This window comes from Ruegeria aquimaris (assembly GCF_025751555.1).
Taxonomy (GTDB): Bacteria; Pseudomonadota; Alphaproteobacteria; order Rhodobacterales; family Rhodobacteraceae; genus Ruegeria_B; species Ruegeria_B aquimaris.
In genome coordinates this window covers 132,284-156,736 of the sequence record NZ_JAOWLB010000009.1, presented here as the reverse complement: position 1 = coordinate 156,736, position 24,453 = coordinate 132,284, and the positions used below count along the sequence as shown (strand labels likewise).

Genomic DNA, 24,453 nt, shown 5'->3' with positions numbered 1-24,453 from the left:
CGCGGGATGGAGCAGCCAGGTAGCTCGTCAGGCTCATAACCTGAAGGTCGCAGGTTCAAATCCTGCTCCCGCAACCAAATCACAAAATTTATCAATGCGTTACGAGGCGATCAACCGTTCAGCCTCCACCATCACCAATTCTTGTCAACGCTCAGTCAACATTCGGCGAGGCCGCCCTTCGGGCTCGCGGCGACGAAATATCGGGCCGCACAAGAAAGCCGGTTATCCGTCAGCAATCGTGATCGCCGAACCAGACCCAATCAGGCAATTGCGATCAGGCGGGGGCTATATTCGTCCGCAAGTGACACCTTTCCCGTTGGTTCACGTCGGCTTCCAACACACCCCCAAAACCATCGCATCCTGATCTCCGGCCGAGACATAGGCATGGCCGATACCGCTGTCGAAATAGATGCTGTCGCCTCGCCCGAGGGTAATCGCATCGCGCCCCTTGAGGAAAACGGTGACCTCTCCTGCGAGTACATAGATGAACTCTTCGCCTGGGTGAGAGATGAAGTCTTCGAAGGCCGCGAAACTATGCGCCTTGATTCGCCCGACCATGGGCACCATGTGCTTGCCGCTCACGTCCGACGCCAGCATGTCATAGTCGTAAGTGGCGGAACGATGGATCGGTGCTTCGCCCGCGCGTGTGACCGTGATTGTCCCATGTGCGAAACCTTCCGCCTCGGCATCGAAAAGCTCGCCCACGTCCAGCCCGAGCCCTTGGGCGAGCCGCATGAAGCGATCATAAGTCAATGAAATCTCGCCACGTTCCATCTTGGAAATCGTCGAAATCGCAAGGCCGGTTCGATCGGACAGTTCTTTCAAGGTCCACTTCCGCGTCTTCCTGATTTGCCGGACACGCGCTCCCAGACTGGTTTCGGTCGCGGTGGGACTGGGCTCGAGATCGTTCAGAATTTTCTGCATTTTTTCCTATTGGAAAATTTCCGTTGTTTTCCTATTGGAAAATATTGTAGCGTCTTGATACCGAAATTGAAAATGAAACCGACCCTGGGACTGTGAAGCGTGCCGAATTCGTCATCAGATTGTGATTTTGCCGTCATTGGCGCGGGCATCGCCGGGGCCTCGGTCGCGGCGGAACTCGCCGCATCGGGGCGGGTCGTTCTTATCGAACAGGAAAGCCAGCCGGGGTACCACACGACCGGCCGATCCGCGGCGGTCTACGCGCCCATCTATGGTCCGCAGCCGATCCGCGCGCTGACGCGGGCATCGCTGGATTTTTTCCAGAACCCGCCGCAGGGGTTCACCGACCAGGACCTTCTCAAGCCGATCGCCGCGGCCTTTGTGGCACGCGAAGATCAGAAGAACAGTCTCGACGCGATGCAGCACGAACTGGTCGATGCATCCACCGTCACGCGCATCGACGCCGAGGACCTTCAAGCCCGCCTTCCGCTTCTGCGCGAAGGTTACGCAATAGGGGCCTTGTGGGACCACGGGACCTCAGAGATCGACGTGGCCGCATTACATCAGGGCTACCTGCGGCGCTTCAAGGCCAGCGGAGGCACCTTGCTGACCCGTGCTCCGGTCACTGCGCTTGGGAAAACCGGGGACGGCTGGAAGATCCAGACCGGGAGCTCCGAAGTAACGGCGCGTGTCGTCATCAATGCCGCCGGGGCATGGGTCGACGAAGTGGGCAGGCTGGCCGGGGCCGAGCGTATCGGCCTTGTCCCCAAACGTCGCTCGGCCTTGATGATCGCGGCACCCCAAGGGTGCGACGTGCATGGATTGCCCCTTGTGGTTGATGTCGACGAGCAGTTCTACCTGAAACCGGACGCAGGCAAACTTCTGGTTTCGCCTGCGAACGAAGACCCCGAACCGCCTTGCGATGTGCAGCCTGACGAGATGGACATCGCGATCTGCGTCGACCGGATCGAACGCGCCTTTGAAATTTCGGTGCGACGGATCGAGAACTCCTGGGCCGGGTTGCGCAGCTTCGTGGCGGACAAATGCCCGGTCGTCGGTTTTTCGCGCCAGGTCGACGGCTTCTACTGGCTGGCCGGGCAGGGCGGATATGGGATCCAGTCCGCTCCCGCCCTGGCGCAACTGGCCGCGGCCGAGGTTATGGGGCTGGAAATTCCCGGACACATTCAAGCTGAAAACCTGAAACCGGATAGCATCCGGCCCGGGCGCAAAGGGATCGGAGCATGATCTGGTTGGTTCCGATATTGCTTGCAGTCCTGCTCGCATCGGGATTGGGGCTGGCCTATGTGGTCGGGGCCACGGCGGTCGTCTCGTTCCTGATGACCGAAAACGCCCGCTACCTTGCCATTCTGCCGCAAAAGGTCTTTTCGCAGATCAGCGTTTTCGCATTGTTGTCGATGCCACTTTTCATCCTCGCAGGCGAGTTGATGAACCGAGGCGGCGTGACCAAGGCGCTGATCGATGTCTCCATGGCCATGGTCGGGCGCATTCGCGGGGGACTGGGGCACGTAAACATCATGACCTCGGTATTCTTTGCCGGGATCAGCGGTTCGGCGGTTGCCGACGCCGCCTCGCTGTCGAACACCCTTGTGCCTGCAATGGAACAACGCGGCTATACACGCCTCTATGCCGGGGCGATCACCGCGGCCTCTTCGATCATTGGCCCGATCGTTCCCCCGTCGATCATCCTGATCTTCTATGGCGCGATCATGCAGACCTCGGTGGCCGCCCTGTTCGTGGCCGGCATCCTTCCCGGCCTTTTGCTTGCCTGCGCTCTGTTTGCCCTCAACGGGTACTACGCGGTGCGCGATGACCATCCCCGTATCGAAAAGGGAGAGGCGCCGCCGATCCTGCCTGCAATCGCCCGGGCCTTGCCCGCGCTCTTGCTGCCCCTGATCATCGTGGGCGGGATCGTTCTGGGCTGGATGACGCCGACAGAGGCCGCCGCCGTCGCCGTCATCGTCGCTGCCCTGGCCGCCATCTTCTACGAGGGGCTGAAACTCGAGGACGTGGTCGAAAGTCTTCGCCGCACCGCGATGCTGACCGGCTCCATTTTTGTGGTTCTGTGCGCCATCGCCGCTTTTGGCCATCTGGCATCGCTGGAAAAGGTGCCGCAGGCGATCTCGGCCCTGATCACCGATCTGGGACTGGGACCTGTCGGCTTCATGCTGGCGATGAATCTGCTCTTCATCTTGGCGGGCATGTTTCTGGACATCCCCATGGCGCTGGCCCTGCTGGTTCCACTTGTAGCGCCGGTCGCCTTGGCCAACGGGGCAGACCCGGTGCACTTGGGTATCGTGATCTGCTTCAACCTGACCATTGGCCTGGTGTCGCCACCGATGGGCGGCTGCCTGCTGATCGTCTCGACGGTCACGGGGCTGAACTACTGGACCCTGGCCCGCGCTGTCATCCCGTTCGTGCTGGTCGAAATTCTGGTGCTGGGGGTGTTGGTCTTCGTCCCCGAGATCAGCCTCTACCTGCCGCGCGCGTTTGGATTGTGGAACTGAAAACAAATTCCCCGAAAGCAGGGGGAAAAAAGAGGAGGAACTAGAATGTCGTTCATGAAGCTTGTGGGGCCCGCCTGCCTCACGCTGACCCTGGCAATCGCCGGCCCCGTATCGGCAGAGATCAAGATCGCGCTCGATTCAGCCAAGGACCTGGAAAACTCCGGATCCTATGTCTGGGCGAATGCGTTCTCGGAATACCTCAATGCCAACGGCATGGAAGCCGTGGAATACGAACGCGGCGCGCTAGGTGGCGAGGCCGAGAAGATGGACCAGGTGCAGCAAGGGCTGCTCGAAGTGTCCCTGTCCGACACCAAGGGCGTCGGCGCCCTGGACGGGCACCTCATTCCGACCACGCTGCCCTATCTCTTCCCGGATTGGCAAAGCCTGGATCGCGGTCTTGCCAACGGCATGATGGACAAGATCAACGCAGGCACAGTTCCGCAAGGCGTGCGCGTCATCGGCATGGCCGCGCTGGGGTCTGCCGCCGGGATCTTCAACACCAAGCACCCTGTCGAAAAAGCGGCTGATCTCGCCGATCTGCGGATGCGGGCTCTGGATGAAAACCAGATCGGCGTCTACAAGCTCTGGGGCACCAACGGCACCATCGTGGCATGGGACGAAGTGCCCAACGCTCTTCAGACCGGCATCGCGGATGGCTACATCAACCCTCCGATGGTTCCGATCATGTTCGGGCATACCGGGTTCATCAAGTATTTCACCAACGCCAAGGTCGGATTGGGAAGCCGCACCATCATCGTGTCCGAGGACTGGTACCAGGGGCTTTCGGCCGAACAGCAGGCGATCGTAATGGACGCTGCCAAGGCCGCCACCGAGGCTAACCGCGCGTGGCTCGCGACCCGGTCGGCCGAGATGGACAAGCTGCGCGAAGCCGGCATCGAGGTGACCGAACTGACCCCTGAAGCCTGGGCCGAATTCAAGGCACTGAGCGCGCCCCTGCACAACATGGTGCCCCTGCCCGAAGGCGCGTTGGCCGCCTGGCAGGCTGCGATCGGAGAATAATACGATGCGCGCGGCGGTTTCCTGGCTTGATCGCTTTTCGGCTTTCCTGAACCGCGTTGCCCTTTGGGGCGCGGTGCTGGCGGTGGCTTCGCTGGTGCTGATCGCGGGATGGCAGGCCGCCGCGCGCTATCTTCTCGATCAACCGCCGGCCTGGACAGAGGAGCTTGCACGCTACCTCATGGTCTGGGCCGGATTGCTCGGCGCATCCTGTGCCTTCCGGTTCCGGGTCGATCCGTCGCTGTTCCCCGCCGCGCGCGAGCGTACTGACGGGGTGGGCCGCGTCTATGCGGTGGTGCGTGCGATCGGCGCGTTCATCTTTGTCGCGCCGATCCTTTGGTACAGCCTCTACGGGCTGAACGGAAAGATTGCCTCAGGGTATATCGCCCGAAACGCGCGGGTCACGGCGGAAACCCTCGACGTACCGATGTCCGTTTTCGCAATGGCCATTCCAATCGGCTTTGGCCTGATCATGCTTCACTTGCTGGCAAATCTTTCGACAGCACTGATGCAGCCGAAAGAGACATGACATGAAGCTGATGATTGCGGCGCTGACCACGGAAACCAACAGTTTCTCGCCGATCCCGACCGGACGGCTTGCCTTCGAAGCACAGCTTCTTACGCGGGAGGGAAGCACGGCAGAGCCACGCATGCACAATGTGTCGCTGCATGTCTGGCGCCGCATGGCGCAGGAACGGGGCTGGGACGTCGCCGAAAGTCTGACCGCGGCGGCGCAGCCCGCGGGGCTGACGACCCGCGCGGTCTACGAAGAGTTTCGCGACGAGATTCTGCGCGACCTCGAAGCGCAAAGACCGGACATCTTCCTGATCAACATGCACGGGGCGATGATCGCGGACGGCTATGACGATTGCGAAGGTGACATGATGCAGCGCGCGCGGACCATCATGGGCAGGGACAAGGTGATCGGGCTTGAACTCGATCCGCACAACCACCTGACCCAGGCCATGCTCGACAACGCGACCCTGATCGTCAACTACAAGGAATATCCCCATATCGACCCTGCGGACCGCGCGGTCGAACTGTTCAACATGGCTGCTGACGCCGCCGAAGGACAGACGCGTCCGGTGATGCGCGCGCATGACTGTCGAATGCTGACCATCATCCGAACCCTGACGGAACCGGGCAAATCCTTTGTGCAGGCGATGAAAGACGCCGAGGGTAAGGGTGGCATCCTGTCGGTTTCCCTCACGCATGGATTTCCCTGGGGGGACGTGGCCGATGTCGGGGCCAAGACACTGGTGATCGCCGACGGTGATGCGGACAAGGCGGCAAGTGTCGCCGAAGAATTCGCCGCCCGGCTTTGGGATATCCGCGATGGCTTGCGTCTGGACTACCCTGATGTTTCCACCGCGCTCGACATGGCCGAAGCAGCCAACGAGTTTCCCGTCACATTGGCGGACATGGGTGACAATGCCGGAGGCGGCGCGCCCTCGGATTCCACCTATTTTCTTAAGGAAATTCTCAGGCGCGGGATAAAGGATGTCGGCCTCGCACAGTTCTGGGATCCCGTGCTTGTGGCCATGTGCCAGGACGCGGGCGTCGGCGCCCAAATGCGGGTTCGGATCGGTGGCAAGATATGCGCCGAGTCGGGCGAGGCGATAGATCTCGACGTTACCGTGCGCGGCATTCGCGAGAACATGTTTCAGACGGTAAATGAAATGTCGATGTCGATGGGCACGGGCGTTTGGCTGGAGGCCGATGGTGTTCACCTGATCCTGTCGTCCAAGCGCGCACAGTGTTATTCGCCATCGGTCTTCTCAGATCTCGGGTTGGATATCGGGCGCCTGCGGATCATGATCCCGAAGTCCACGAACCATTTCTACCAGAATTTCGACCGCGTCAGCGCGCAGGTAATCCATGTCGGATCGCCCGGAGCAGTTACGCCGGACATCCCGAATATTCCTTTCACCAAGCGTGACGGAAACTTCTGGCCCAGGGTCGAAAACCCCTTCGCCTGATCGCATCGCATAAGACCGAGGACCGACTGCCGTGAAACTGCTCATTGCCTGCCTGGCAACCGAAACCAATACGTTTTCACCGATGCCGACTGGCCTGCTCGCTTTCGAGGCCGGCATGGTCTCGCGCGAGGCGACGCGCCAGCCCGCCATGCTGTTCAGCGCGCCCCTGCACGAATGGTGCCGTATGGCAGAGGAAAAAGGCTGGGAGGTCATCGAAAGCCTGACCGCTGCGGCGCAGCCGGCGGGCCCGACTGTGCGCGCGGTCTACGAAGGTTTCCGCGACGAGATCCTCGCCGATATTGAACGGTATCAACCCGATGTCCTGTTGATGTCGATGCACGGCGCTATGGTCGCCGACGGTTATGACGATTGCGAAGGAGACATGATGGCGCGCGCCCGCGCGATCATGGGGCCGGACAAGGTGATCGGGCTGGAGCTTGACCCGCACAACCACCTGACTCAGACGATGCTGGACAACGCGACGTTGATCATCAACTTCAAGGAATACCCGCATGTCGATGCGCCCGAGCGCGCGCGCGAGCTGTTCGTGATGGCCGCCGACGCCGCCGAGGGCAAGACCAAGCCGGTGATGCGGGCGCAGGACTGCCGGATGCTGACGATCATCGAGACCATGAAAGAGCCTGCCAAGACCTATGTGCAGGCCATGAAGGACGCCGAGGGCAAGGATGGTATCCTATCGGTCTCACTGACCCATGGGTTTCCCTGGGCCGATGTGGCAGACGTCGGTGCAAAAACGCTGGTTATCGCAGATGGAGATGCAGACAAGGCCGCGCGCGTTGCCAAGGAGTTTGCGGACAAGCTTTGGAATATCCGCGATGGGTTGCGGATGAACTATCCCGATATTTCGGCGGCGCTCGATATCGTATCTGCGGCAAATCACGGCCCGATCGCGCTGGCGGACATGGGGGACAATGCCGGCGGTGGCGCGCCTGCGGATTCCACCTTCTTCCTGCAAGAGATCCTCCGGCGCGGGATGAAGGATATTGCCCACGGCATCTTCTGGGATCCTGTGCTGGTGACCATGTGCCAGGATGCCGGTGTCGGTGCGCGCTTGCGGGTGCGCCTTGGCGGCAAGATCTGCAAGGAATCGGGTGATGCGGTGGATCTGGATGTGACCGTCCGCGCCATCCGCGAGAACATGACACAGAAACTGGGCGAAACCGATATGCCCATGGGCACCGGTGTCTGGCTTGATGCCGACGGCGTGCACCTGATCGTGTCCTCGCTGCGCACGCAGAATTTCTCGCCCTCGGTCTATACCGATCTGGGCATCGACATCACCCAGATGCGCGCCCTGATCCCGAAATCGACCAACCATTTCTATCAGAATTTCGAGCGGATCAGCCCGCAGGTGGTCCATGTGCGCACCCCCGGCACCGTGACACCCGACATGACCATCATTCCCTTTACCAAGCGCGATGGCAACTTCTGGCCCAAGGTCGAAAACCCGTTCAACTGAAGGATCAAGCAATGACAGTTCACCGCATCGGTCTCCCCCCCGTCCTGCAGAACGGAGCCAAGGTTCCACTGGTTCCGGCAACCCGCGTCGGAAACCTGATCTTCTGCTCGGGTGCGCTGGGTGTTGATGCCAGTTTCAAACCTGTCGATGGCGGCGTCGGGGCGCAGACCCGCCAAGCCATCGCCAATCTCAAAGCCGTTCTGGCCGAGGCAGGAGCGACCCTGGCCGACGTCGCCAAGACAACCGTCTGGCTGACCGACCTAGCAAACTTCGCGGAATTCAACACGGCCTATGCCGAAGCGTTCGGAGATGCCTTCCCCGCGCGTTCGACAGTGACTTCTGCCCTGGCTATCCCCGGTGCATTGGTCGAGATCGAAGCTGTCGCAGCGATCCCAGAGACTGACAAGAAAAGCTGACCCATGTGGACAACGGTTTGCGAAACCATTTCGAAACAAATTGGCAAAGACCGCATAGTTAGGCCTGAAGATGCGGAGGGTCGTCTGATCTCGGTCACTGGCGAGGCAATGCCACCTGTCCCTATCCTGCGTCCGCGCGATACCGAGGAATTGGCCAAGGCCCTCGAAATCTGCTCGGCCCACAAGACGCCTGTCATCCCGATGGGCGGCAGCACGGGGCTGGTCGGCGGCCTTCGCCATACGGGCAAGGAATTGTACCTGTCGCTGGAACTGATGAACCAGATCGAAAGCATCGATCCCGTCAACCGCGTGGCGACGGTTCAGGCCGGGGTGGTTTTGCAGAACCTGCAACAGGCCGCAGAAGACGCAGGCCTCTCTTTCCCGATGGACCTTGGTTCCCGAGGCAGCGCAACGGTCGGCGGGTTGATCTCGACCGATGCCGGGGGAGAAAAAGCGTTTCGCTTTGGCATGATGCGCGAGCAGGTCCTGGGCTTGGAGGTTGTCACCGCCTCGGGTCAGATCCTCGATCTGTCCAACGCCATGATCAAGAACAATACCGGCTACGACCTCAAGCATCTGTTCATCGGTGCCGAAGGGACGCTTGGCATCGTTACCCGCGCTCAATTGCGGCTTCGCCCGCAACTGCCGAATGTCAACACCGCTTTTGCACTGGTTCCCGATTTTGCCTCGGCCCTTGAGGTGCGGCATCGGGTCGAAGCGGCGTTGGGCAACGATCTGACCGCGTTCGAGGTGATGTGGCCGGAATTCTATGAAATAGCGACACGTCACAGGACCGGGCGGCTTCCGCTCCCGGTTGCCTCTGGCATCTATCTTCTGTTCGAAAGCGAAGCAGGGACCGCCCGCGATCCGGAAGCCTTTGAAACCGCGATGGCCGCGCTGTATCAAGATGGCCTTGTCGAGGATATGGCCATCGCCGCGTCCGAAGCGGATCGACGGGACATGTGGGCAATCCGCAACGACATAGATGCTATCATTCGAAACTTGTCTCCTTTTCTGGCTTTTGATGTTTCGCTGCCGGTTTCAAAGATGGAGCTTTGTGTCCAGGAACTGGAGACGACACTGACCACTCGATGGCCGAAAACCCGATTTGCGCGCTTCGGGCACATGGGCGACAACAACCTGCATATCGTCGTGAGTATCGGTCAGGATACGATCTCCCATAAGGCCGACATCAGTAATATCGTCTATAATAGGGTCACGGTGATGAATGGAAGCATCTCGGCTGAGCACGGCATAGGGATGGACAAGTTGCCCTGGTTCGAAATGGGGAAAACCTCGTCGGCCATCTCCCTCATGCAAACCATCCGCAACGTGCTGGATCCGGATAGTATCCTGAACCCGGGCAAGACGATTGAACCGGTCGGATGAGATGGCTCGGAATGGTATTCTGGAACCCTGAAAAACTGAGACACACGGTCAAATGGTTTGGCCCAATCTGAAGCCGTGGATGAATCTTCCGGTTCGTCGAATTGCTATCACGGAACTTGTCACGTGACCCGGCTGCGAAAGGAACGCACCAATGAACAAGCACCTCTCCGTAAAACGCCTTGAAATGACGCTGGAGGACCGGCTGCATCAGGAGGAGGGTTGGGTTTACATGACCGGCATGCAGGCCCTGGTGCGGTTGCCGATCCAGCAGCGAAAGCGGGATGTGGCCGCGGGCCTGAACACGGGCGGCTACATTTCGGGCTATCGCGGCTCTCCGGTTGGCACTTATGACATGAGCCTCTGGCAGGCGGCCAAGGTGCTGAAGGAAAACAACATCTACTTCCAACCCGGTGTGAACGAAGACCTTGCCGCCACGGCGACATGGGGGTCCCAGATGGTCGGGCTGTTCCCCGGAGCCAAGGTCGATGGGGTCTTTTCGATCTGGTACGGCAAGGCGCCGGGTATGGATCGTTCGATGGATCCGTTGCGACACGCCAACCTGGCCGGAACCAACCCGAAGGGTGGCTCGCTCTTGCTGGTGGGGGATGACCACGGGGCCAAGTCTTCGACGGTGGCCTGCTATTCGGACATGAATTTCGCCTCGCTCGGCATGCCGCTGCTGGCGCCGGCGAATGCGCAGGATGTGCTGGATTTCGGCCTGCACGGGATCGCGATGAGCCGGTTCAGCTCGACCATCGTGGGCATGAAGCTGGTGACCGACGTGGTCGAGGGCGGTGGTTCGGTTCATGTGGCGCCCGACAGCCCGAAGATCACCTTGCCCGAAGACAGCGGCCCGGATACCGCGATCAAGCCCTTCGTGCCGATTCTCGATCAGGAGCGGCTTCTGTGGGACGTCAAGCTGGGCAAGGTGCTGGCCTATGCCCGGGCCAATGGCCTGAACCGGCATGATGGTCCGGCGACGGCGCGGATCGGGATCGTGGCGGCGGGCAAGGCCTGGCAGGATCTGAACCAGGCGCTGGCAGGGCTTGGCTACCGCAATGGCAAGATTGGCAACATGGAAGTGCGCCGGTTGAAACTGGGCATGGTCTGGCCACTGGATGACGCGGAAATCCGCCAGTTTGCCGAAGGGCTGCAAACCATCCTCGTCGTCGAGGAAAAGCGCCCGCTGCTCGAAGACCAGATCCGGTCGATCCTATACGGTTCGGGCCTGAACCCGCGCATCGTGGGCAAGACCTTCCATGGCCATGCCTACACGGCGGCGGTAGAGGATTGCGCCTTTCCAAAGACCGGTGAAATCGATCCCAACCTTGTGACGCGGGTTCTGGTGCGCGTCGCCAATGAAGCCGACCCCGAATGCGGCATCTCGATGCCGAACCGCCCGGATGCGCCACCCGCCCTTGGCGGCGGCACGATCCGCCCGCCTTCCTTCTGCGCGGGTTGCCCGCATGGACGCTCGACCCAGGTCGTGGCGGGAAGCCGGGCGCTGGCAGGGATCGGCTGTCATACGATGGCGGTCATGCGCGATCCGACGACCACCAACTCAATTAGCCACATGGGCGGCGAAGGCGCGCTCTGGCTGGGACAATTCCCGTTCACCGACGAGCAGCATGTCTTTGCCAACATGGGCGACGGCACCTATTTCCACTCCGGGATGATGGCGATCCGGGCGGCCGTCGCGGCCAAGGCCACGATGACCTACAAGCTCTTGCACAACGGGTTCGTGTCGATGACCGGCGGGCAGCCGCATGATGGCGACCTCTCGCCCCTGCAGATGATCGATCAGGTCCGCGCCGAAGGAGTGGAGCGCATCGCGCTGGTCACCGACGAGCCCGAGAAATATGAAGGCAAGTCGCTGGGCGTCGGGGTCACGCTGCATCCGCGCGCCGAACTGGAGATGGTTCAGAAGGACATCCGCACCCACAAGGGCGTTTCGGTGATCATCTACGATCAGCCCTGCGCCACCGAGCGCCGCCGCCTGCGCAGGCGCGGCAAATGGGTGGACCCGGACAAGCGGGTGTTCATCAACCCCGAAGTCTGCGAGGGATGCGGCGACTGTTCGACCGTGTCGGGCTGCATGGCGATCGAACCGCTGGAAACCGAGTTCGGGCGCAAGCGCGTGATCAACCAGTCCTCGTGCAACAAGGACTTCTCCTGCGTCGAGGGGTTCTGCCCGTCCTTCGTGACGGTCTCAGGGGCCACGCCGCGCAAGGCGAAAAAGGCCGACTTCGCGATTGATGTGAGCCACCTGCCGATGCCCGCCCAGCGTGATATCGACGGGTCCTGGTCGATCCTCGTTTCCGGTATCGGCGGGGCAGGGGTGGTGACCATCGGTCAGACGCTGGCCGTGGCCGCCCATGCGGATGGCTATTTCTCGTCCAATCTCGACATCACCGGGCTGGCGCAGAAATACGGCGCGGTGCACAGCCATATCAAGCTGGCGGTCAGCCCCGACCAGATGCGCGCGACTCGGATCGCGATGGGCGAAGCGGATGCGCTGATCGGCTGTGACCTCGTGGTCGCGGCGGGGGACGAGGCCCTCTCCAAGCTGACGCCGGGCAAGTCCGTGGCGGTAACGGATGCCAGCCTGGTGCCGACGGCCGAGTTCTCCAGGAACCCTGACTGGCATCTGAACGGCAGCGAGCAGTTCGAGCGGCTGCACCGGGTTCTGGGCGAGCGAGCGCACGGGATGAACGCACAGGACCTCGCCGAACGGGTCGTGGGCGACCGGGTGTTTGCCAACATGCTGCTGATGGGCGCCTCGTGGCAGCAGGGTGGCATCCCGCTGTCGCTGGCCGCAATTCACCGGGCAATCGAACTCAACGGTGTCTCAGTCGCGCGCAACAAGCAGGCGTTCGACCTTGGCCGCCTTGCCTTTGCCGATCCGGAGGCGGTGCGCGCCCTTGCCGGCGAGACCGCGCCGATCCTGCTGGAGGCACACCGGGCGCCGACGTTGCAGGAGGTTGTGGTCCGACGTGTCGAAGAATTGACCGCTTACAAGGATGCGGAATTCGCCCGCAGTTACAGCGATACGGTCGAAAAGGTCAGGGCAGCGGGCCTTGGCGACACGGCGGTTATGGCGGTTGCGCGCGGTCTTTACAAGCTGATGGCGGTAAAGGACGAGTGGGAGGTCGCGCGCCTCTACGGCAAGCCTTCGTTCAAGAACGCCCTGTCGCAGACCTTTGATGGCGATCTGGACCTGACCTTCTACTTTGGCGCCTGGCCCTATGGCGGGCGCGACGAGAAGACCGGAAAGATGGTCAAGGGCGCGGTCAGGGGCAAGACGGCCATACGCTTCTTCAACCTGATGAACCGGATGCGCGGACTGCGCGGCACGCTTCTGGATCCCTTCCGCAACTCGGAAGAGGCGCGGCTTGCCCGCAGGCTGCTGGCCGACTACCGCGAAGATATCGAATTCGCGTTGGCCAATTCCTCACCGGCTTCGGCTGACCAGATCACCGAATTGCTGGACCTGCCCGAGCATATCCGAGGTTACGGCCACGTGCGCGAGCGCCACGCCGCCGCGGCCAGGAAGCGCCGCACCGCGTTGAAGGCCGCGGTCACCAACCCGACCGCAAATGCAGCGTGACAATAACACTGTATGCAACGTAGGTTAGACAAGGTCACACCCGGCAAGACAAACATCGGTGCGCGGGCGTTGCGGTCGGCTACCGGCACCCAACCGGAAGAGTTCGGCCACTGGCAGCGTCAGACTGATTTCGGCTGGGAGAAGTTTCGCATTCGCGCACGGGCGGCATTTGCAGCATCTGGCGCAAGCGAGGAGGCACGAGCCTATGATCTGGATCGCCCTGCACTATGCCATGGTACTTGCCTGCGCGGCGCGCGTTCTTCTGCGGCCGCACCGTGACCCGTCTGCGCGCGTCGCATGGTTGGCGGTGCTTTTCGCGCTGCCGGTCGCGGGCGTTGTCGCTTACCTGCTCCTTGGCGAAACGAGCATTGGCCGAAAGCGTGTAGAGCGACTGAGACAAGTTCTTCGGGAACTTCCGAAGCCACCGGGACCCGAACCGGCGCAAAACGAGGTTCTCGCGACCCCTGTCCCGGACCGATACGCGCAGCTATTCAACATTGGCCGCTCGATCAGCGGATACGACCCTGTTGGCGGAAACCGGGCGAGGTTGATGAAAGATTCCGATGCTGCGATCGACGAGATGATCGCCGATATCGACGGGGCTCAGGACCACGTCCATCTGATGTTCTACATCTGGCTACCTGACGGTAACGGCGGCAAGATGGTCGAGGCCCTGAAGCGCGCGGCGGCGCGCGGTGTGACCTGCCGCGCCATGGTTGACGATCTCGGCTCGCGGGACCTGATCCGAAGTCCGCATTGGGAGGCGATGGGCTATGCGGGTGTGAAGTTGGCCCGTGCCTTGAAGATAGGCAATCCGCTCTGGCGGGTTTTCGACGGCCGGGTCGATCTTCGAGACCATCGCAAGATCCTGGTGATCGACAACCGCGTCACCTACTGCGGCAGCCAGAACTGCGCCGACCCCGCCTTTCGCCCCAAGGCGAAATACGCGCCTTGGGTTGATGCGGTCATGCGGTTCGAGGGGCCAGTGGTGCGACAGGCGCAGCACCTCTTCGCCAGCGACTGGATGGCCAACTTCGACGAGGATATCAGCGATGTCCTCGACGCGCCGTTGGGCCCGCAAACGCCTGGCTTCACCGCACAGGTGGTGGCGACGGGGCCGACAGTACGAAATTCTGCGATGCCCGAGATGTTCGAGAGCATCATGTACACGGCACGGCGACAGCTTGTCATCACGACGCCCTACTATGTGCCGACCGAGGCAATTCAGGCGGCTCTCTGTGCCGCGGCCAACCGGGGTGTCGATGTCACCATCGTGTTCCCGGCACGCAACGACGATTTCGCGGTTGGCGCGACGAGCCGGTCCTATTACGAGGATCTGCTGACCGCAGGCGTAAAGATCTACGAATTTCAACCCGGCCTTCTGCACACGAAATCCATGACCGTGGACGGCGAGATAACGCTGATCGGGTCGGCGAACATGGACCGGCGCAGCTTCGACCTGAACTACGAAAACAACATCCTTTTCCATGACACTAGGCTGACCGCTGACATGCTTGCGCGCCAGAAGCTATACATAGCCGCAAGCATGGCGGTCACCCTGGAGCAGGTACAGGGCTGGCCTTGGCACGAACGGCTTTGGAACAACGCTTTGGCAACCGTCGGGCCAGTTCTTTGACCACCGACCCTTAACTGCCGCGGGTTGAGAGATCAGGTCACCGATCTGCAACGCGAAGCTTCCTTCGGGCATCGGAAACTGAGCGGACTGTAGATCAACCGTTTGGCGGTCATGATCTACATCCGTTGGTGTTGTGAGAACAAATCGGCCTGCCACGCTCCTCAATCGTTATCTCAGCGCCGGTCGCCTTCGCCTGCTTGGATTGAGCCAAGGTCAGGAAGGCTCGTGCAGCAGTATTGCAGATCGGGGCAAAGGAATAATCGTGTCCTATTTGCTGTGACAGGGGCTTAGAAAGCCATCGGGGCTCGCAGCGAGAATGTATCAGGCCGCGCCTAGAAGGCGGATATACGTTGGCAAGCTTGATCACCGAACCAAGTCCAACCAGGCCGTTGCAATCAGGCGGGGTCCATATACGTCTTCAAATGGCAGCTCCGATCACAGCTTTAACCGAAACTCGGTAGGTGTGACGCCGGTCCATCTCTTGAATGCTCTAGAAAAACCTGCAGCGTTGGAAAAACCGAGCATTTCGGCGATTTCCTCGTTTTTCATGGATCGCTCGCGGCCAAGGACCTCTAGTGCCTTCTGTTTTCGAACATTGTCTCGAACCTTCTGGAACGACGTCCCCAGCCAAGTGAAGGTGCGCTGCAAACTCTTTGGATGCACATCGAGGCGATGGGCAAGGTCTTCCATGCCAAAGGATCCTTCGCTGATCCCTTTGTGACAAACGATTTCCAACCAAACTTTTATGGCCTCGCGTCGCGATTTATCATCGAACTCTCCACGCCTGGTAGACGGGATTTTCCAGTTCAATTCCAATGGCAGCTGTAACCATTCCGTGGGAAATCGGATCTTTACGCCGTTCCATTTTTGTTTGACGATCGAATGCTTTGGTACGAGGTCTGGTGGAATGCCGGCGTCTTCCTGCACTACGATCAAGATCCGCGAGGAGTCGAACTCTTGGGCGACCGCCAATCTCAGTAAGGTTACCCAACTACTCACGAATGCGGCATCGGCCTGAATGATCGGTGCCGACGGATTGAAAGTTCTCTTGCCCAAGATCACGGTGGAATCGGCATTAATCTTAAGGGAATAGCGGATATTACTGATCTGCCGATCGATTTCGAGGATTGCACGAGGAAGGAACTCGGCCAGCGTGCGTGATGCTTTGAAGCTTTCTCGAACAAAAACTGGACCAGCCTCGACGAACATCGCTGCGGCGCGGGCCGCGAAGTAAGGATCACCGAGCGCATCAGCCATTTCCTGCTCCGCACGGTAAAGCGCATTGCCTGTAATGAGCGTCGCGGGGTCCGAGAGGTCGAAGCTTTCGAGGTGTGCGGCCCTGAGCACTCGATCGGTGTTGCCGCCTAGCCGCTCGAATAGTTCAAGAAACGGCTGCAGCTGCAGTGCACGGTTGAAGGCGATCCCGTCATTGATCATTCGGCTGTCTTCCGTTCGAAAACTCGACCCGGTGATACGCAAGCTTTTGCATTGCTTCTATGTACTTATCTCTTGAGGACAGAAATCAACTGCAACTGTCCATCAGCGGTACGCTTTTTTGTGTCGGCGATATGTATGGTCTAACGCGAGCACCACGACTCCTGAAGCCCATCAACAGTGTCAGATATCGCTTATGTTCTTGAAAAACGCACTCCACTCTAGCTGCACCTTTGCCATCTTGGTCGCCACTGCCAGCGCGGCTCTGGCCAACGACATCGTCATCATGAACGGTCGTGTGATCGACCCTGAGACGGGCTTGGATGCAATTCGCAATGTAGCGATCCAAGATGGCCGTATCTCGGCGATCAGCGAATTCCCGCTTGAGGGCAATATCGTGGTCGATGCCACGGGTCATGTCGTATCTCCCGGTTTCATCGACCTGCATGCACATGGGCAGAGCATTGGCGACTACCGCATGCAGGCCATGCAGGGTGTGACGACAGCGCTCGAGCTTGAATCCGGCGTGTTGCCAATCGGCGACTGGTACGACGGACAGGCTTCCAAGAAACTGCCGATCAACTACGGTGCGGCGGCGGGCTGGACCTATGGCCGGATTGCCACCTTCGACAACACTGATCCGCTTGCAACCGTCGAGTTCTTCCAACAGGCGCAGGCAGAAAACAACTGGAAGATGGACGTCGCCGACCCGGCCCAGTCCCAGAGAATCCTGTCCTTGGTCGAACAGGGGTTGAAGGAGGGCGGACTGGGTATCGGGGTCAACGCGGGCTATGCGCCGGGATACGGGCAAAAAGAATATTTCGCGTTGGCCGAACTGGCCAATGAATATGGTGTCGCGACCTACACCCATGTCCGCTATGCCAGCGTCATTGAACCGCAAAGCTCCTTCGAGGCACTCAAGGAACTGATCTCGAATGCCGCAATAACCGGCGCCCACATGCACATCTGCCACATCAACAGCACCTCGATGGCCGATATCGAGGCCACGCTCGCCCTTGTTGAAGAGGCGATGGCCAGGGGCATCAACATCACGGTCGAGGCCTATCCCTACGGCGCAGCCAGCACCGTTGTCGGGGCTGCCATGTTCACCGGCCCGGACTGGCGCGACCGGATGCAGTCGACATCCGAGAACTTTCAACTCGGCCAGGATCGGATGACGGAAGACCAACTGGCGGATTACCAGAAGAACAAGCCCGGTACCTTCATCACCTGGCATTTCCTCGACGAGGAGAAGTCCGAAGACCTGGCGATGCTCGACCGGTCGGTTACCCACCCCGCGACGCTGATCGCCTCGGACGCGACCTTCTGGTCCTATTTTGACGATAGCGGCAATATCCAGACATATACCGGGGACGAATGGCCGCTGCCCGACAACGTGTTTGCGCATCCTCGCTCGGCCGGGTCCTACGCCAAGATCCTGCGCTCCTACGTGCGCGAGCGCGGCGTTCTTTCGATGAGCGAGGCGATCCGCAAGATGTCGCTGATGCCGGCGCAGACGCTGGAGGATTTCGTGCCCCAGATGAAGAAGAAGGGCCGGATCCAGGTGGGAATGGACGCCGACATTGTGGTTTTCGATCCACAGACCGTGTCCGACAAGGCGACTTATGACAACGCCAACCAGCCAGCGGTCGGAGTACAAACGGTTCTGGTGAACGGCGGATTCGTCGTTCGGGACGGTGCACTTGTTTTAGATGCCCCTCACGGCCAGCCGATCCGGCGGGAGCAAATGCAATGAGCAACAGAACACTCAGACCTTTCGCTCTTGCTGCATGGGTCGTCGCAGCGTCCGTGACAGCCCCCGCGGTTCAGGCGCAGGACGCCGATCCGAAGGTGATTTTGTTCACCAACGTCAACGTGTTCGACGGCATCAACGAAGCGTTGATCGAAAACGCCAATGTGGTCGTGACCGACAACCTGATCACCGCCGTCTCGACAGAGCCGTTGATGGTGGCCGGTGGCCGAGTCATCGACGGCGGCGGGCGCACCATGATCCCCGGCCTGATCGACGTACACTGGCATTCCACCTACTGCTGCGTGTCGCAGAACGTATTGTTCACGGGCGATATGTCCGAAGTGGCCATCAGGGGAGCACTTGGAGCCGAATCGACATTGCTACGCGGTTTTACCACTGTGCGTGACATGGGCGGCAACCCGTTCTCTATAAAGAAGATGATCGACGGCGGCGACATCTTGGGGCCTCGCATCCTGCCCTCGGGCCCGCCGATGAGCCAGACTTCGGGGCATTTCGACTATCGTGCGCTTCAGGCCGTCCCGTCAAACCCGGCTGATCCCCTGGACTACTGGAACCGGAACGGGCTGCTCATGCTGGCTGACGGTGTTCCGGAGGTGACCAAGCGCACGCGTGAAATCCTTCGGATGGGGGCTACGCAGATCAAGATCGCGGGCGGAGGTGGCGTTTCGTCCGTATTCGACCCACTGGACGTGCAGGAGTACACATTCGAGGAGATGAAAGCGGTCGTGGATGTTGCCGAAACCTGGAACACCTATGTGGCGGCGCACATCTTCACCGACAAGGCCACCAGAACCGCTCTCGAAGCGGGTGTGAAGTCGATCGAGCACGGCAATCTTCTGAGCCGGGAAACGATCGAACTCATGGCCGAGAAAGGCGCCTGGCTATCGGTGCAGCCGCTGATCGACGACGAGGACGCCTTTACCTTTAATAATCCAGCCAGCGCCGCGAAATGGATCGAGGCGACCGACGGAACCGACAGGGTCATCCCGTTGGCCAAGGAGATCGGCGTCAAGATGGCATTCGGGACCGACATGCTTTTCGACCCGGCGACCGCGGCCAAACAGGGTAAGTTCCTCGCCAAGATGACACGCTGGTTCACCCCTTACGAGGCTCTGAAGATGGCGACGTCAGATAATGCAGAACTGCTCATGCTGGCCGGCCCACGCCACCCGTACCAGGAAGGTGCATTGGGCGTGATCGCGGAAGGGGCCTACGCCGATCTGATCCTGGTCGATGGCAACCCCTTGGAGGACCTGGGTCTTGTCGCCGACCCGAACGCGAATTTCGACGTCATCATGAAGAATGGCGTGATCTACAAGAATTCCCTGGATTGAGCTGATGCCAGGACCTCTGCACAATCGAACCTTGAAAGAACAACTTGTTATGCAACGATATAGGACGTTTGCAACAATGCGTGTCACGGCGACGGTTTTTCTCGCTTCCGGCGCCAGTGCCCAAGACTATGACCTGGTAATTTCAAACGGTCGCCTGATGGATCCGGAAACGCTTTACGGTGCCGTTACCAACGTCGGCGTCACCGATGGCCGCATCGTCGTTATTTCAACCGCGAAGCCGAGGGACATCTCATGAAGGTCAAGCAGACTTTAACGCTAGCAGCCTGCGTAATCACGATGACCACAGCTGTTTTCGCGCAGGATGGGTCCACATACGGAACGCCAACCACCGAACATGAATCCAGTTCGGCAGATGATCTGGCCAAGGAGTTGTCCAATCCGAACACCCCCTTGTCGAGCCTCGTGTTCAAGCAGACCTACACAGCTTTTGACGGCACTCTGCCGGGGGCGGGCGATCAATCCAGCGTTTCGACACTGTTCCAGCCGGTTTTTCCCTTTCCGCTTCAAGAAGGCGGCTCCACAAACCTGTTCGTGCGCCCCGCATTCGCTTATGTGACCCGGCAACCTGTGTTCAACACAGTCACCGGCCAGTTCGAGAAAAAGAGCGGCTGGGCAGATATCGGTTTTGATGTGGCCATCGGGAAGACATACGAATCCGGATTGGTCACCATCGCAGGTATCCAAGGCACGATTCCGACCAATAGCGATGTTTCCGGCGGACAATGGCGCCTCGGGCCAGAAGCTCTGATCGCGCGTATCTACAAGAAAGGATACTGGGCGATCTTTCCATCACACCAATGGGATGTTGGCGGTCGCAACTACGACTACTCGACCACGCAGTTGGAAATTTTCGGTGGGTTCTATCTGCCCAATGCCTGGACAATATATACCGACTCCAAGTTGAGCTATGACTGGGTCAACGATCAGGCCACCATTCCGATCAACCTTTCGGTCAGCAAGGTCACCAAGATCAGCAACCTGCCTGTCAAGTTCAGCGCGGGCGTCGATTACTATGCCAAGTCGAATGACGCCTTTGGCCAGGACTGGTCTATCAACTTTTCGATATCACCGGTTGTGAAGAATTTCATTTACAGCTGGATCCAGGGGTAATCGCGTTGGCCAAGGAAGTCGGCGTCAAGATGATGCCAGCAACTCTGCACAATCCAACCTTGAAAGGGCAAGCTGTTATGCAACGACAAACGAAGTTTGCAACACTGGTGGTCACGGCGACGTTTTTCCTCGCCTCTGGCGCCATTGCCCAAGACTATGATCTGGTAATTTCAAACGGTCGCGTGATGGACCCCGAAACGCTGTATGACAGCGTCGCTAATGTTGGCATCAAGGACGGTCGCATTGTCGAGATTTCCAAGGACGCGCTGACCGGGGCCGAGGAAATCGACGCCACGGGTCACATCGTAGCACCAGGATTCATCGACACGCATTTCCACTGGCAACAACCGATGGGCTATGCGCTTGGCCTTCGTGACGGACTGACGTCGAGCATGGACCTCGAGGAGGGCTGCGCAGGAACATTCATCGCGCGGTGGTACGAAGAACGCGAAGGCAAGAACCAGGCGAATTTCGGGTGCGCTTCCAGCCACGAACAAGCCCGCGCCATCGTGCTCGACGGTTTCGACGACGAGGAAACCCTTCTGCTGGGGCCGGCGGCGGCGCTTACCTCCCGCAAGGGATCGGGTTGGAGTTTGGACAAGGCTGATTACGACGCTGGTAACAAGATTCTGCAGATCATCGATGAAGGCCTTCAGGCTGGCGCGCTCGGTATCGGATCGACATTGGGATACATGCGCGATGGTGTCACCACGCGTGAGTTGTTCGAGGTGCAGAAGGTTGGCGCGCGATATGGTCGCCAAACTGCCGTTCATACGCGTTTCACACCCGATGGCGACGTGTTGGAAAACGTCGGTGCGCAAGAAGTCATTGCCAATGCATTGGCTCTGAACGCGCCCGCAATACTGCAGCACTTCAACAATCCCGGCTGGCGACTCACGCATGAACTCATCGCGCGGCTTCAGGAAAACGGCCATAATATCTGGGGCGAGATCTACCCCTATTCCGCCGGATCTACCACGGTGAACGCTGTCTTCCTCAAGCCCGAAAACTGGGTTGAAAGACAGGGGCATCGCTACGAAGACACGATGCAGGATCCGATTACAGGTGATTTCTATACGCAGGAAAAATACGATCAGGTCCTGAAGGATAATCCGACCCAGGAAATTCTGTTGTTCAAGACTCCGCCAGAGGACTCAGTCAAATGGTTGACTCTCAGGGGGACAACAATGGCCAGCGATGCGATGTTCGCAGAGCCTCTTATGGCGCCTTGGAATACTCCATTTGAGAAGTTGGGCAACATGCATCCGCGCGGCGCCGGGGCGCGCGCTGCAACACTGCGCCTTGGGCGGGAAAACGACATACCGATGATGCAGCTTTTGTCGATCCTCAGCTACAACGCAGCGCACCACCTGGGCCGTACGGGGCTGAAGGCCATGCAGGAGCGGGGCCGAATGCAGGAGGGCATGGTTGCCGATATCGTGGTGTTCGACCCCGAAACCGTTGCCGACAATGCGACCTATGATCAGGGCTCGATCCCCTCGACCGGATTCAAGGCCGTGATCGTAAACGGTGCTGTGACGGTGCGAGATGACGAGCTGCTAGAGGTTTTCGCCGGTCAACCGATCCGCTTCGAGCCTGAAGACAAGCCGCGTTTCGAGCCGGTTTCGGAAGAGGGCTGGAACCGCGATTTCTCGACCGGCATGCCGGATGTGGCGCCCGGCATACCTGCAAAGGGCGGCAATTGAGACTGCCTTTTGCGTTTGAGAGGTGTGGAATGCGGTTCTTTTTGACAACTGTGGCGGCCATTCTGGCCGCCACGCCGATGTTGGCCGATCCTCGCGTCATCGATTTCGACCAACTGCCGGATCCTGCCGCGTTGGCATTTGACGATCCATTCCTCGAGATGGAACTGAAGGACCTCGAAGATCTACGCACTGTCGTGCGCTTGCAAGAGCGACTGGACAGCGAGACGTTTGACGCCAACACGCGAAACAGGCTTGCTGCTCAGGTCAATGAGGCCCGCAAATCGCTGGCGCAAGAAGGCCATGACATTGAGGAACTGCTGGCGGCCCGTTGGGAGGTGGCAATTCAACGAAAACGCGCCAAGCTCGCAACCAATCCTGCTTATGACAGTGCCGAAGTTGTCCTGGATGGGTTCCTGATACCCGCTCAAACCGGCCCGGATGGTGCTTCGGTAGGTTATCTAGTGTCCGAGATCGGGCTATGCAGTCACAAACCGTCACCGCCGCCGAACCAGTTGGTGCGCGTCCGTTATGAGGGAAGTTTTCCAACCAGAAACCTGTATGTGCCAGTCCGCGTTATGGGCACCTTGTCTACGGACCCGAAAGATCAGACAATATTCATGTTGGACGGCACCGTGCGCATGACCAGCATGTGGAATTTGTCTGCTTACAGGATCACCGTGCAGGGACCAGTCGCGGAGACCCAGATCGGCCAAGGCGCGCAGGGCGGTATCGATCCTTTGGCCGTCGTGCAGGGTTCGGAATGAACAGCCTGAAACGAAGCCTTGATGTGTTTCACCAGCTTAATTCCTTTGGGCGCTCACAGATGATCTTTGCGCAACCTGGGTCTTTGCTCGGCCCTCGTCCTTGCCGGAGCAAGGCGGGACTGGTGATTTTCTCCCTTTTGTTGCTTTTCACATATCCGGAGCAGTCGCATGCACAAAGCTTGGACAATCTCGGATTCGAGTCACGCCTCAGTGTAGCTGGAACACTCGCGGCTGAGGCCGAGGGTCAGAGAACTGGTCTCCTTGAGGGGGCAATCGCCCAGAGAAAGAACTTCGAAGCTCGAACCGGCGTCTCCTTCGGTATCGACAATCAAATCCAATACTTGGGCACGAATTCCGGCAAAAAACCTTCTGACGCATCTTCGAATGCGTTTCGCATCTATGGCACATGGAGAGCCGTGGGTCAGAACACGTCGAACGACGGTACATTGGTTTTCAAGGTCGAGAACCGATCCGCCATCGGAAACAGGATGTCCACACAGGCGCTTGGGCCGTCTCTTGGGTATGCCGGTCTGTTCTCATCCACCTTCAGCGATGCGGGCTGGGTCTTGACCAATTTCTATTGGCGCCAGCGCTTTGCGAGCGGTCGCGGCAGTTTCGTGATCGGACAGGTCGATGTCACCGACTATGTGAATGTCGATGGGTTGGCGAACCCCTGGACGGCGTTTACAAATCTTGAGTTTCAGCAGCAATCAACCTTTCCGGCCCCCAGTCAGGGTTTGGGCGCTGCACTCAGGTGGCGGGTCGATAGTAATTGGGTCATTCTGGCTGGTTTCGCACATGCAAATGGTGATCCATCTGACCCAGGTCGAAGCGCAAAAGACCTTTTCGAGACCGGCGAAACCTTCAAGCATTTCGCAATCGGCTGGACCCCTGATTGGGGGGCACTCTTTGATCGGCTCTTGCAGCTTACAGTCTGGCAGGTTGATGAACGCACTGCAGCCGGCGTTCCGGAGGGTCATGGTATCTCATTTGCCGTAAGCGGTCGTTCCGGTTCCTGGCATCGTACGTTCCGCCTCGGATATGCAAACGGTGGTGGTACTGCACTGGATCGTTCGATCAGCTTTGCGACTGCATACGAGGCACGCGGTGGTAAGGACTTAGCCGGCCTTGGATTGAATTGGGGACGTGCACCTGGAAGTTCGCTGAATCAGTACACGCTGGAAGCGTTTTATCGTTATGATCTGAACGATTTCTTCCAGATTACGCCTCAGGTTCAATATGTTGTGAATCCGATCGGCGATCCGAGCGCTGACGCCATCGCGGTCTTCGGAGTACGTTTGAGAGCAGTATTCTAACCCTGTTGGGCTGTGTCAAAATAA

Annotated in this window: 19 protein-coding genes and 1 tRNA gene; 18 read left to right on the top strand and 2 right to left on the bottom strand. The window is 59.4% G+C overall.

Features of this window, described 5'->3' with window-relative positions:
* A tRNA-Met gene (locus tag OE747_RS14095) sits at positions 1-77 on the top strand.
* Positions 78-321: 244 nt separating this feature from the next.
* On the opposite strand, the gene OE747_RS14090 is transcribed toward OE747_RS14095, so the two are convergent.
* The gene (locus OE747_RS14090; protein WP_263829209.1) at positions 322-924 is read right to left on the bottom strand and encodes a helix-turn-helix domain-containing protein; all 603 of its coding nucleotides are present in this window, start codon (positions 922-924) and stop codon (positions 322-324) included.
* Between the two features lie 99 nt (positions 925-1,023).
* Here OE747_RS14090 and OE747_RS14085 point away from each other — a divergent pair, with 99 nt between their 5' ends.
* The 10 genes from OE747_RS14085 (at position 1,024) to cls (ending at position 14,970) form a co-directional block, all read left to right on the top strand.
* A complete protein-coding gene (locus tag OE747_RS14085) occupies positions 1,024-2,166 on the top strand; it encodes an NAD(P)/FAD-dependent oxidoreductase (RefSeq protein WP_234164026.1) in 1,143 nt (380 codons plus the stop codon).
* A complete protein-coding gene (locus OE747_RS14080) occupies positions 2,163-3,446 on the top strand; it encodes a TRAP transporter large permease (RefSeq protein WP_234164024.1) in 1,284 nt (427 codons plus the stop codon). The genes OE747_RS14085 and OE747_RS14080 overlap by 4 nt, the downstream gene beginning before the upstream one ends.
* A gap of 45 nt (positions 3,447-3,491) precedes the next feature.
* Positions 3,492-4,466, top strand: a complete 975-nt coding sequence (locus tag OE747_RS14075; protein WP_234164023.1) for a TRAP transporter substrate-binding protein — start codon at positions 3,492-3,494, stop codon at positions 4,464-4,466.
* A gap of 4 nt (positions 4,467-4,470) precedes the next feature.
* Positions 4,471-4,992, top strand: a complete 522-nt coding sequence (locus OE747_RS14070) for a TRAP transporter small permease (RefSeq protein WP_234164020.1) — start codon at positions 4,471-4,473, stop codon at positions 4,990-4,992.
* A 1-nt stretch (position 4,993) separates the two neighbouring features.
* The gene (locus tag OE747_RS14065; protein WP_263829208.1) at positions 4,994-6,442 is read left to right on the top strand and encodes a M81 family metallopeptidase; all 1,449 of its coding nucleotides are present in this window, start codon (positions 4,994-4,996) and stop codon (positions 6,440-6,442) included.
* A 31-nt stretch (positions 6,443-6,473) separates the two neighbouring features.
* The gene (locus tag OE747_RS14060; protein ID WP_263829207.1) at positions 6,474-7,922 is read left to right on the top strand and encodes a M81 family metallopeptidase; all 1,449 of its coding nucleotides are present in this window, start codon (positions 6,474-6,476) and stop codon (positions 7,920-7,922) included.
* Positions 7,923-7,933: 11 nt separating this feature from the next.
* Entirely contained in the window at positions 7,934-8,338 is a 405-nt protein-coding gene (locus OE747_RS14055; RefSeq protein WP_263829206.1) for a RidA family protein, read from the top strand.
* 3 nt (positions 8,339-8,341) lie between these two features.
* On the top strand, positions 8,342-9,727 hold the full coding sequence (locus OE747_RS14050) for an FAD-binding oxidoreductase (protein ID WP_263829205.1): 1,386 nt from the start codon (positions 8,342-8,344) through the stop codon (positions 9,725-9,727).
* 151 nt (positions 9,728-9,878) lie between these two features.
* On the top strand, positions 9,879-13,334 hold the full coding sequence (locus OE747_RS14045; protein ID WP_263829204.1) for an indolepyruvate ferredoxin oxidoreductase family protein: 3,456 nt from the start codon (positions 9,879-9,881) through the stop codon (positions 13,332-13,334).
* 205 nt (positions 13,335-13,539) lie between these two features.
* Positions 13,540-14,970, top strand: coding sequence for a cardiolipin synthase (gene cls, locus OE747_RS14040; RefSeq protein WP_263829203.1), 1,431 nt, complete (start codon positions 13,540-13,542; stop codon positions 14,968-14,970).
* A 435-nt stretch (positions 14,971-15,405) separates the two neighbouring features.
* Here cls and OE747_RS14035 read toward each other — a convergent pair whose 3' ends face one another.
* Positions 15,406-16,407 (bottom strand): AraC family transcriptional regulator, encoded by a 1,002-nt coding sequence (locus OE747_RS14035; RefSeq protein WP_263829202.1) that lies wholly within the window; start codon positions 16,405-16,407, stop codon positions 15,406-15,408.
* Positions 16,408-16,606: 199 nt separating this feature from the next.
* On the opposite strand from OE747_RS14035, the gene OE747_RS14030 reads away from it, so the two are divergent.
* The 7 genes from OE747_RS14030 to OE747_RS14000 all read left to right on the top strand — a co-directional run bounded on the left by OE747_RS14030 (position 16,607) and on the right by OE747_RS14000 (position 24,429).
* Positions 16,607-18,160 (top strand): amidohydrolase family protein, encoded by a 1,554-nt coding sequence (locus OE747_RS14030; protein WP_263829201.1) that lies wholly within the window; start codon positions 16,607-16,609, stop codon positions 18,158-18,160.
* Positions 18,157-19,512: a metal-dependent hydrolase family protein gene (locus OE747_RS14025; RefSeq protein WP_263829200.1), complete on the top strand. Its 1,356-nt coding sequence runs from the start codon at positions 18,157-18,159 to the stop codon at positions 19,510-19,512. The genes OE747_RS14030 and OE747_RS14025 overlap by 4 nt, the downstream gene beginning before the upstream one ends.
* A gap of 76 nt (positions 19,513-19,588) precedes the next feature.
* Positions 19,589-19,768 (top strand): hypothetical protein, encoded by a 180-nt coding sequence (locus tag OE747_RS14020; RefSeq protein ID WP_263829199.1) that lies wholly within the window; start codon positions 19,589-19,591, stop codon positions 19,766-19,768.
* Positions 19,765-20,643, top strand: a complete 879-nt coding sequence (locus tag OE747_RS14015; protein WP_263829198.1) for a hypothetical protein — start codon at positions 19,765-19,767, stop codon at positions 20,641-20,643. The genes OE747_RS14020 and OE747_RS14015 overlap by 4 nt, the downstream gene beginning before the upstream one ends.
* Positions 20,644-20,648: 5 nt before the next feature.
* Positions 20,649-22,349: an amidohydrolase family protein gene (locus OE747_RS14010; protein WP_263829197.1), complete on the top strand. Its 1,701-nt coding sequence runs from the start codon at positions 20,649-20,651 to the stop codon at positions 22,347-22,349.
* A 29-nt stretch (positions 22,350-22,378) separates the two neighbouring features.
* Positions 22,379-23,113 (top strand): DUF3299 domain-containing protein, encoded by a 735-nt coding sequence (locus OE747_RS14005; protein WP_263829196.1) that lies wholly within the window; start codon positions 22,379-22,381, stop codon positions 23,111-23,113.
* On the top strand, positions 23,110-24,429 hold the full coding sequence (locus tag OE747_RS14000) for a carbohydrate porin (protein WP_263829195.1): 1,320 nt from the start codon (positions 23,110-23,112) through the stop codon (positions 24,427-24,429). The genes OE747_RS14005 and OE747_RS14000 overlap by 4 nt, the downstream gene beginning before the upstream one ends.
* Positions 24,430-24,453: the final 24 nt, after the last annotated feature.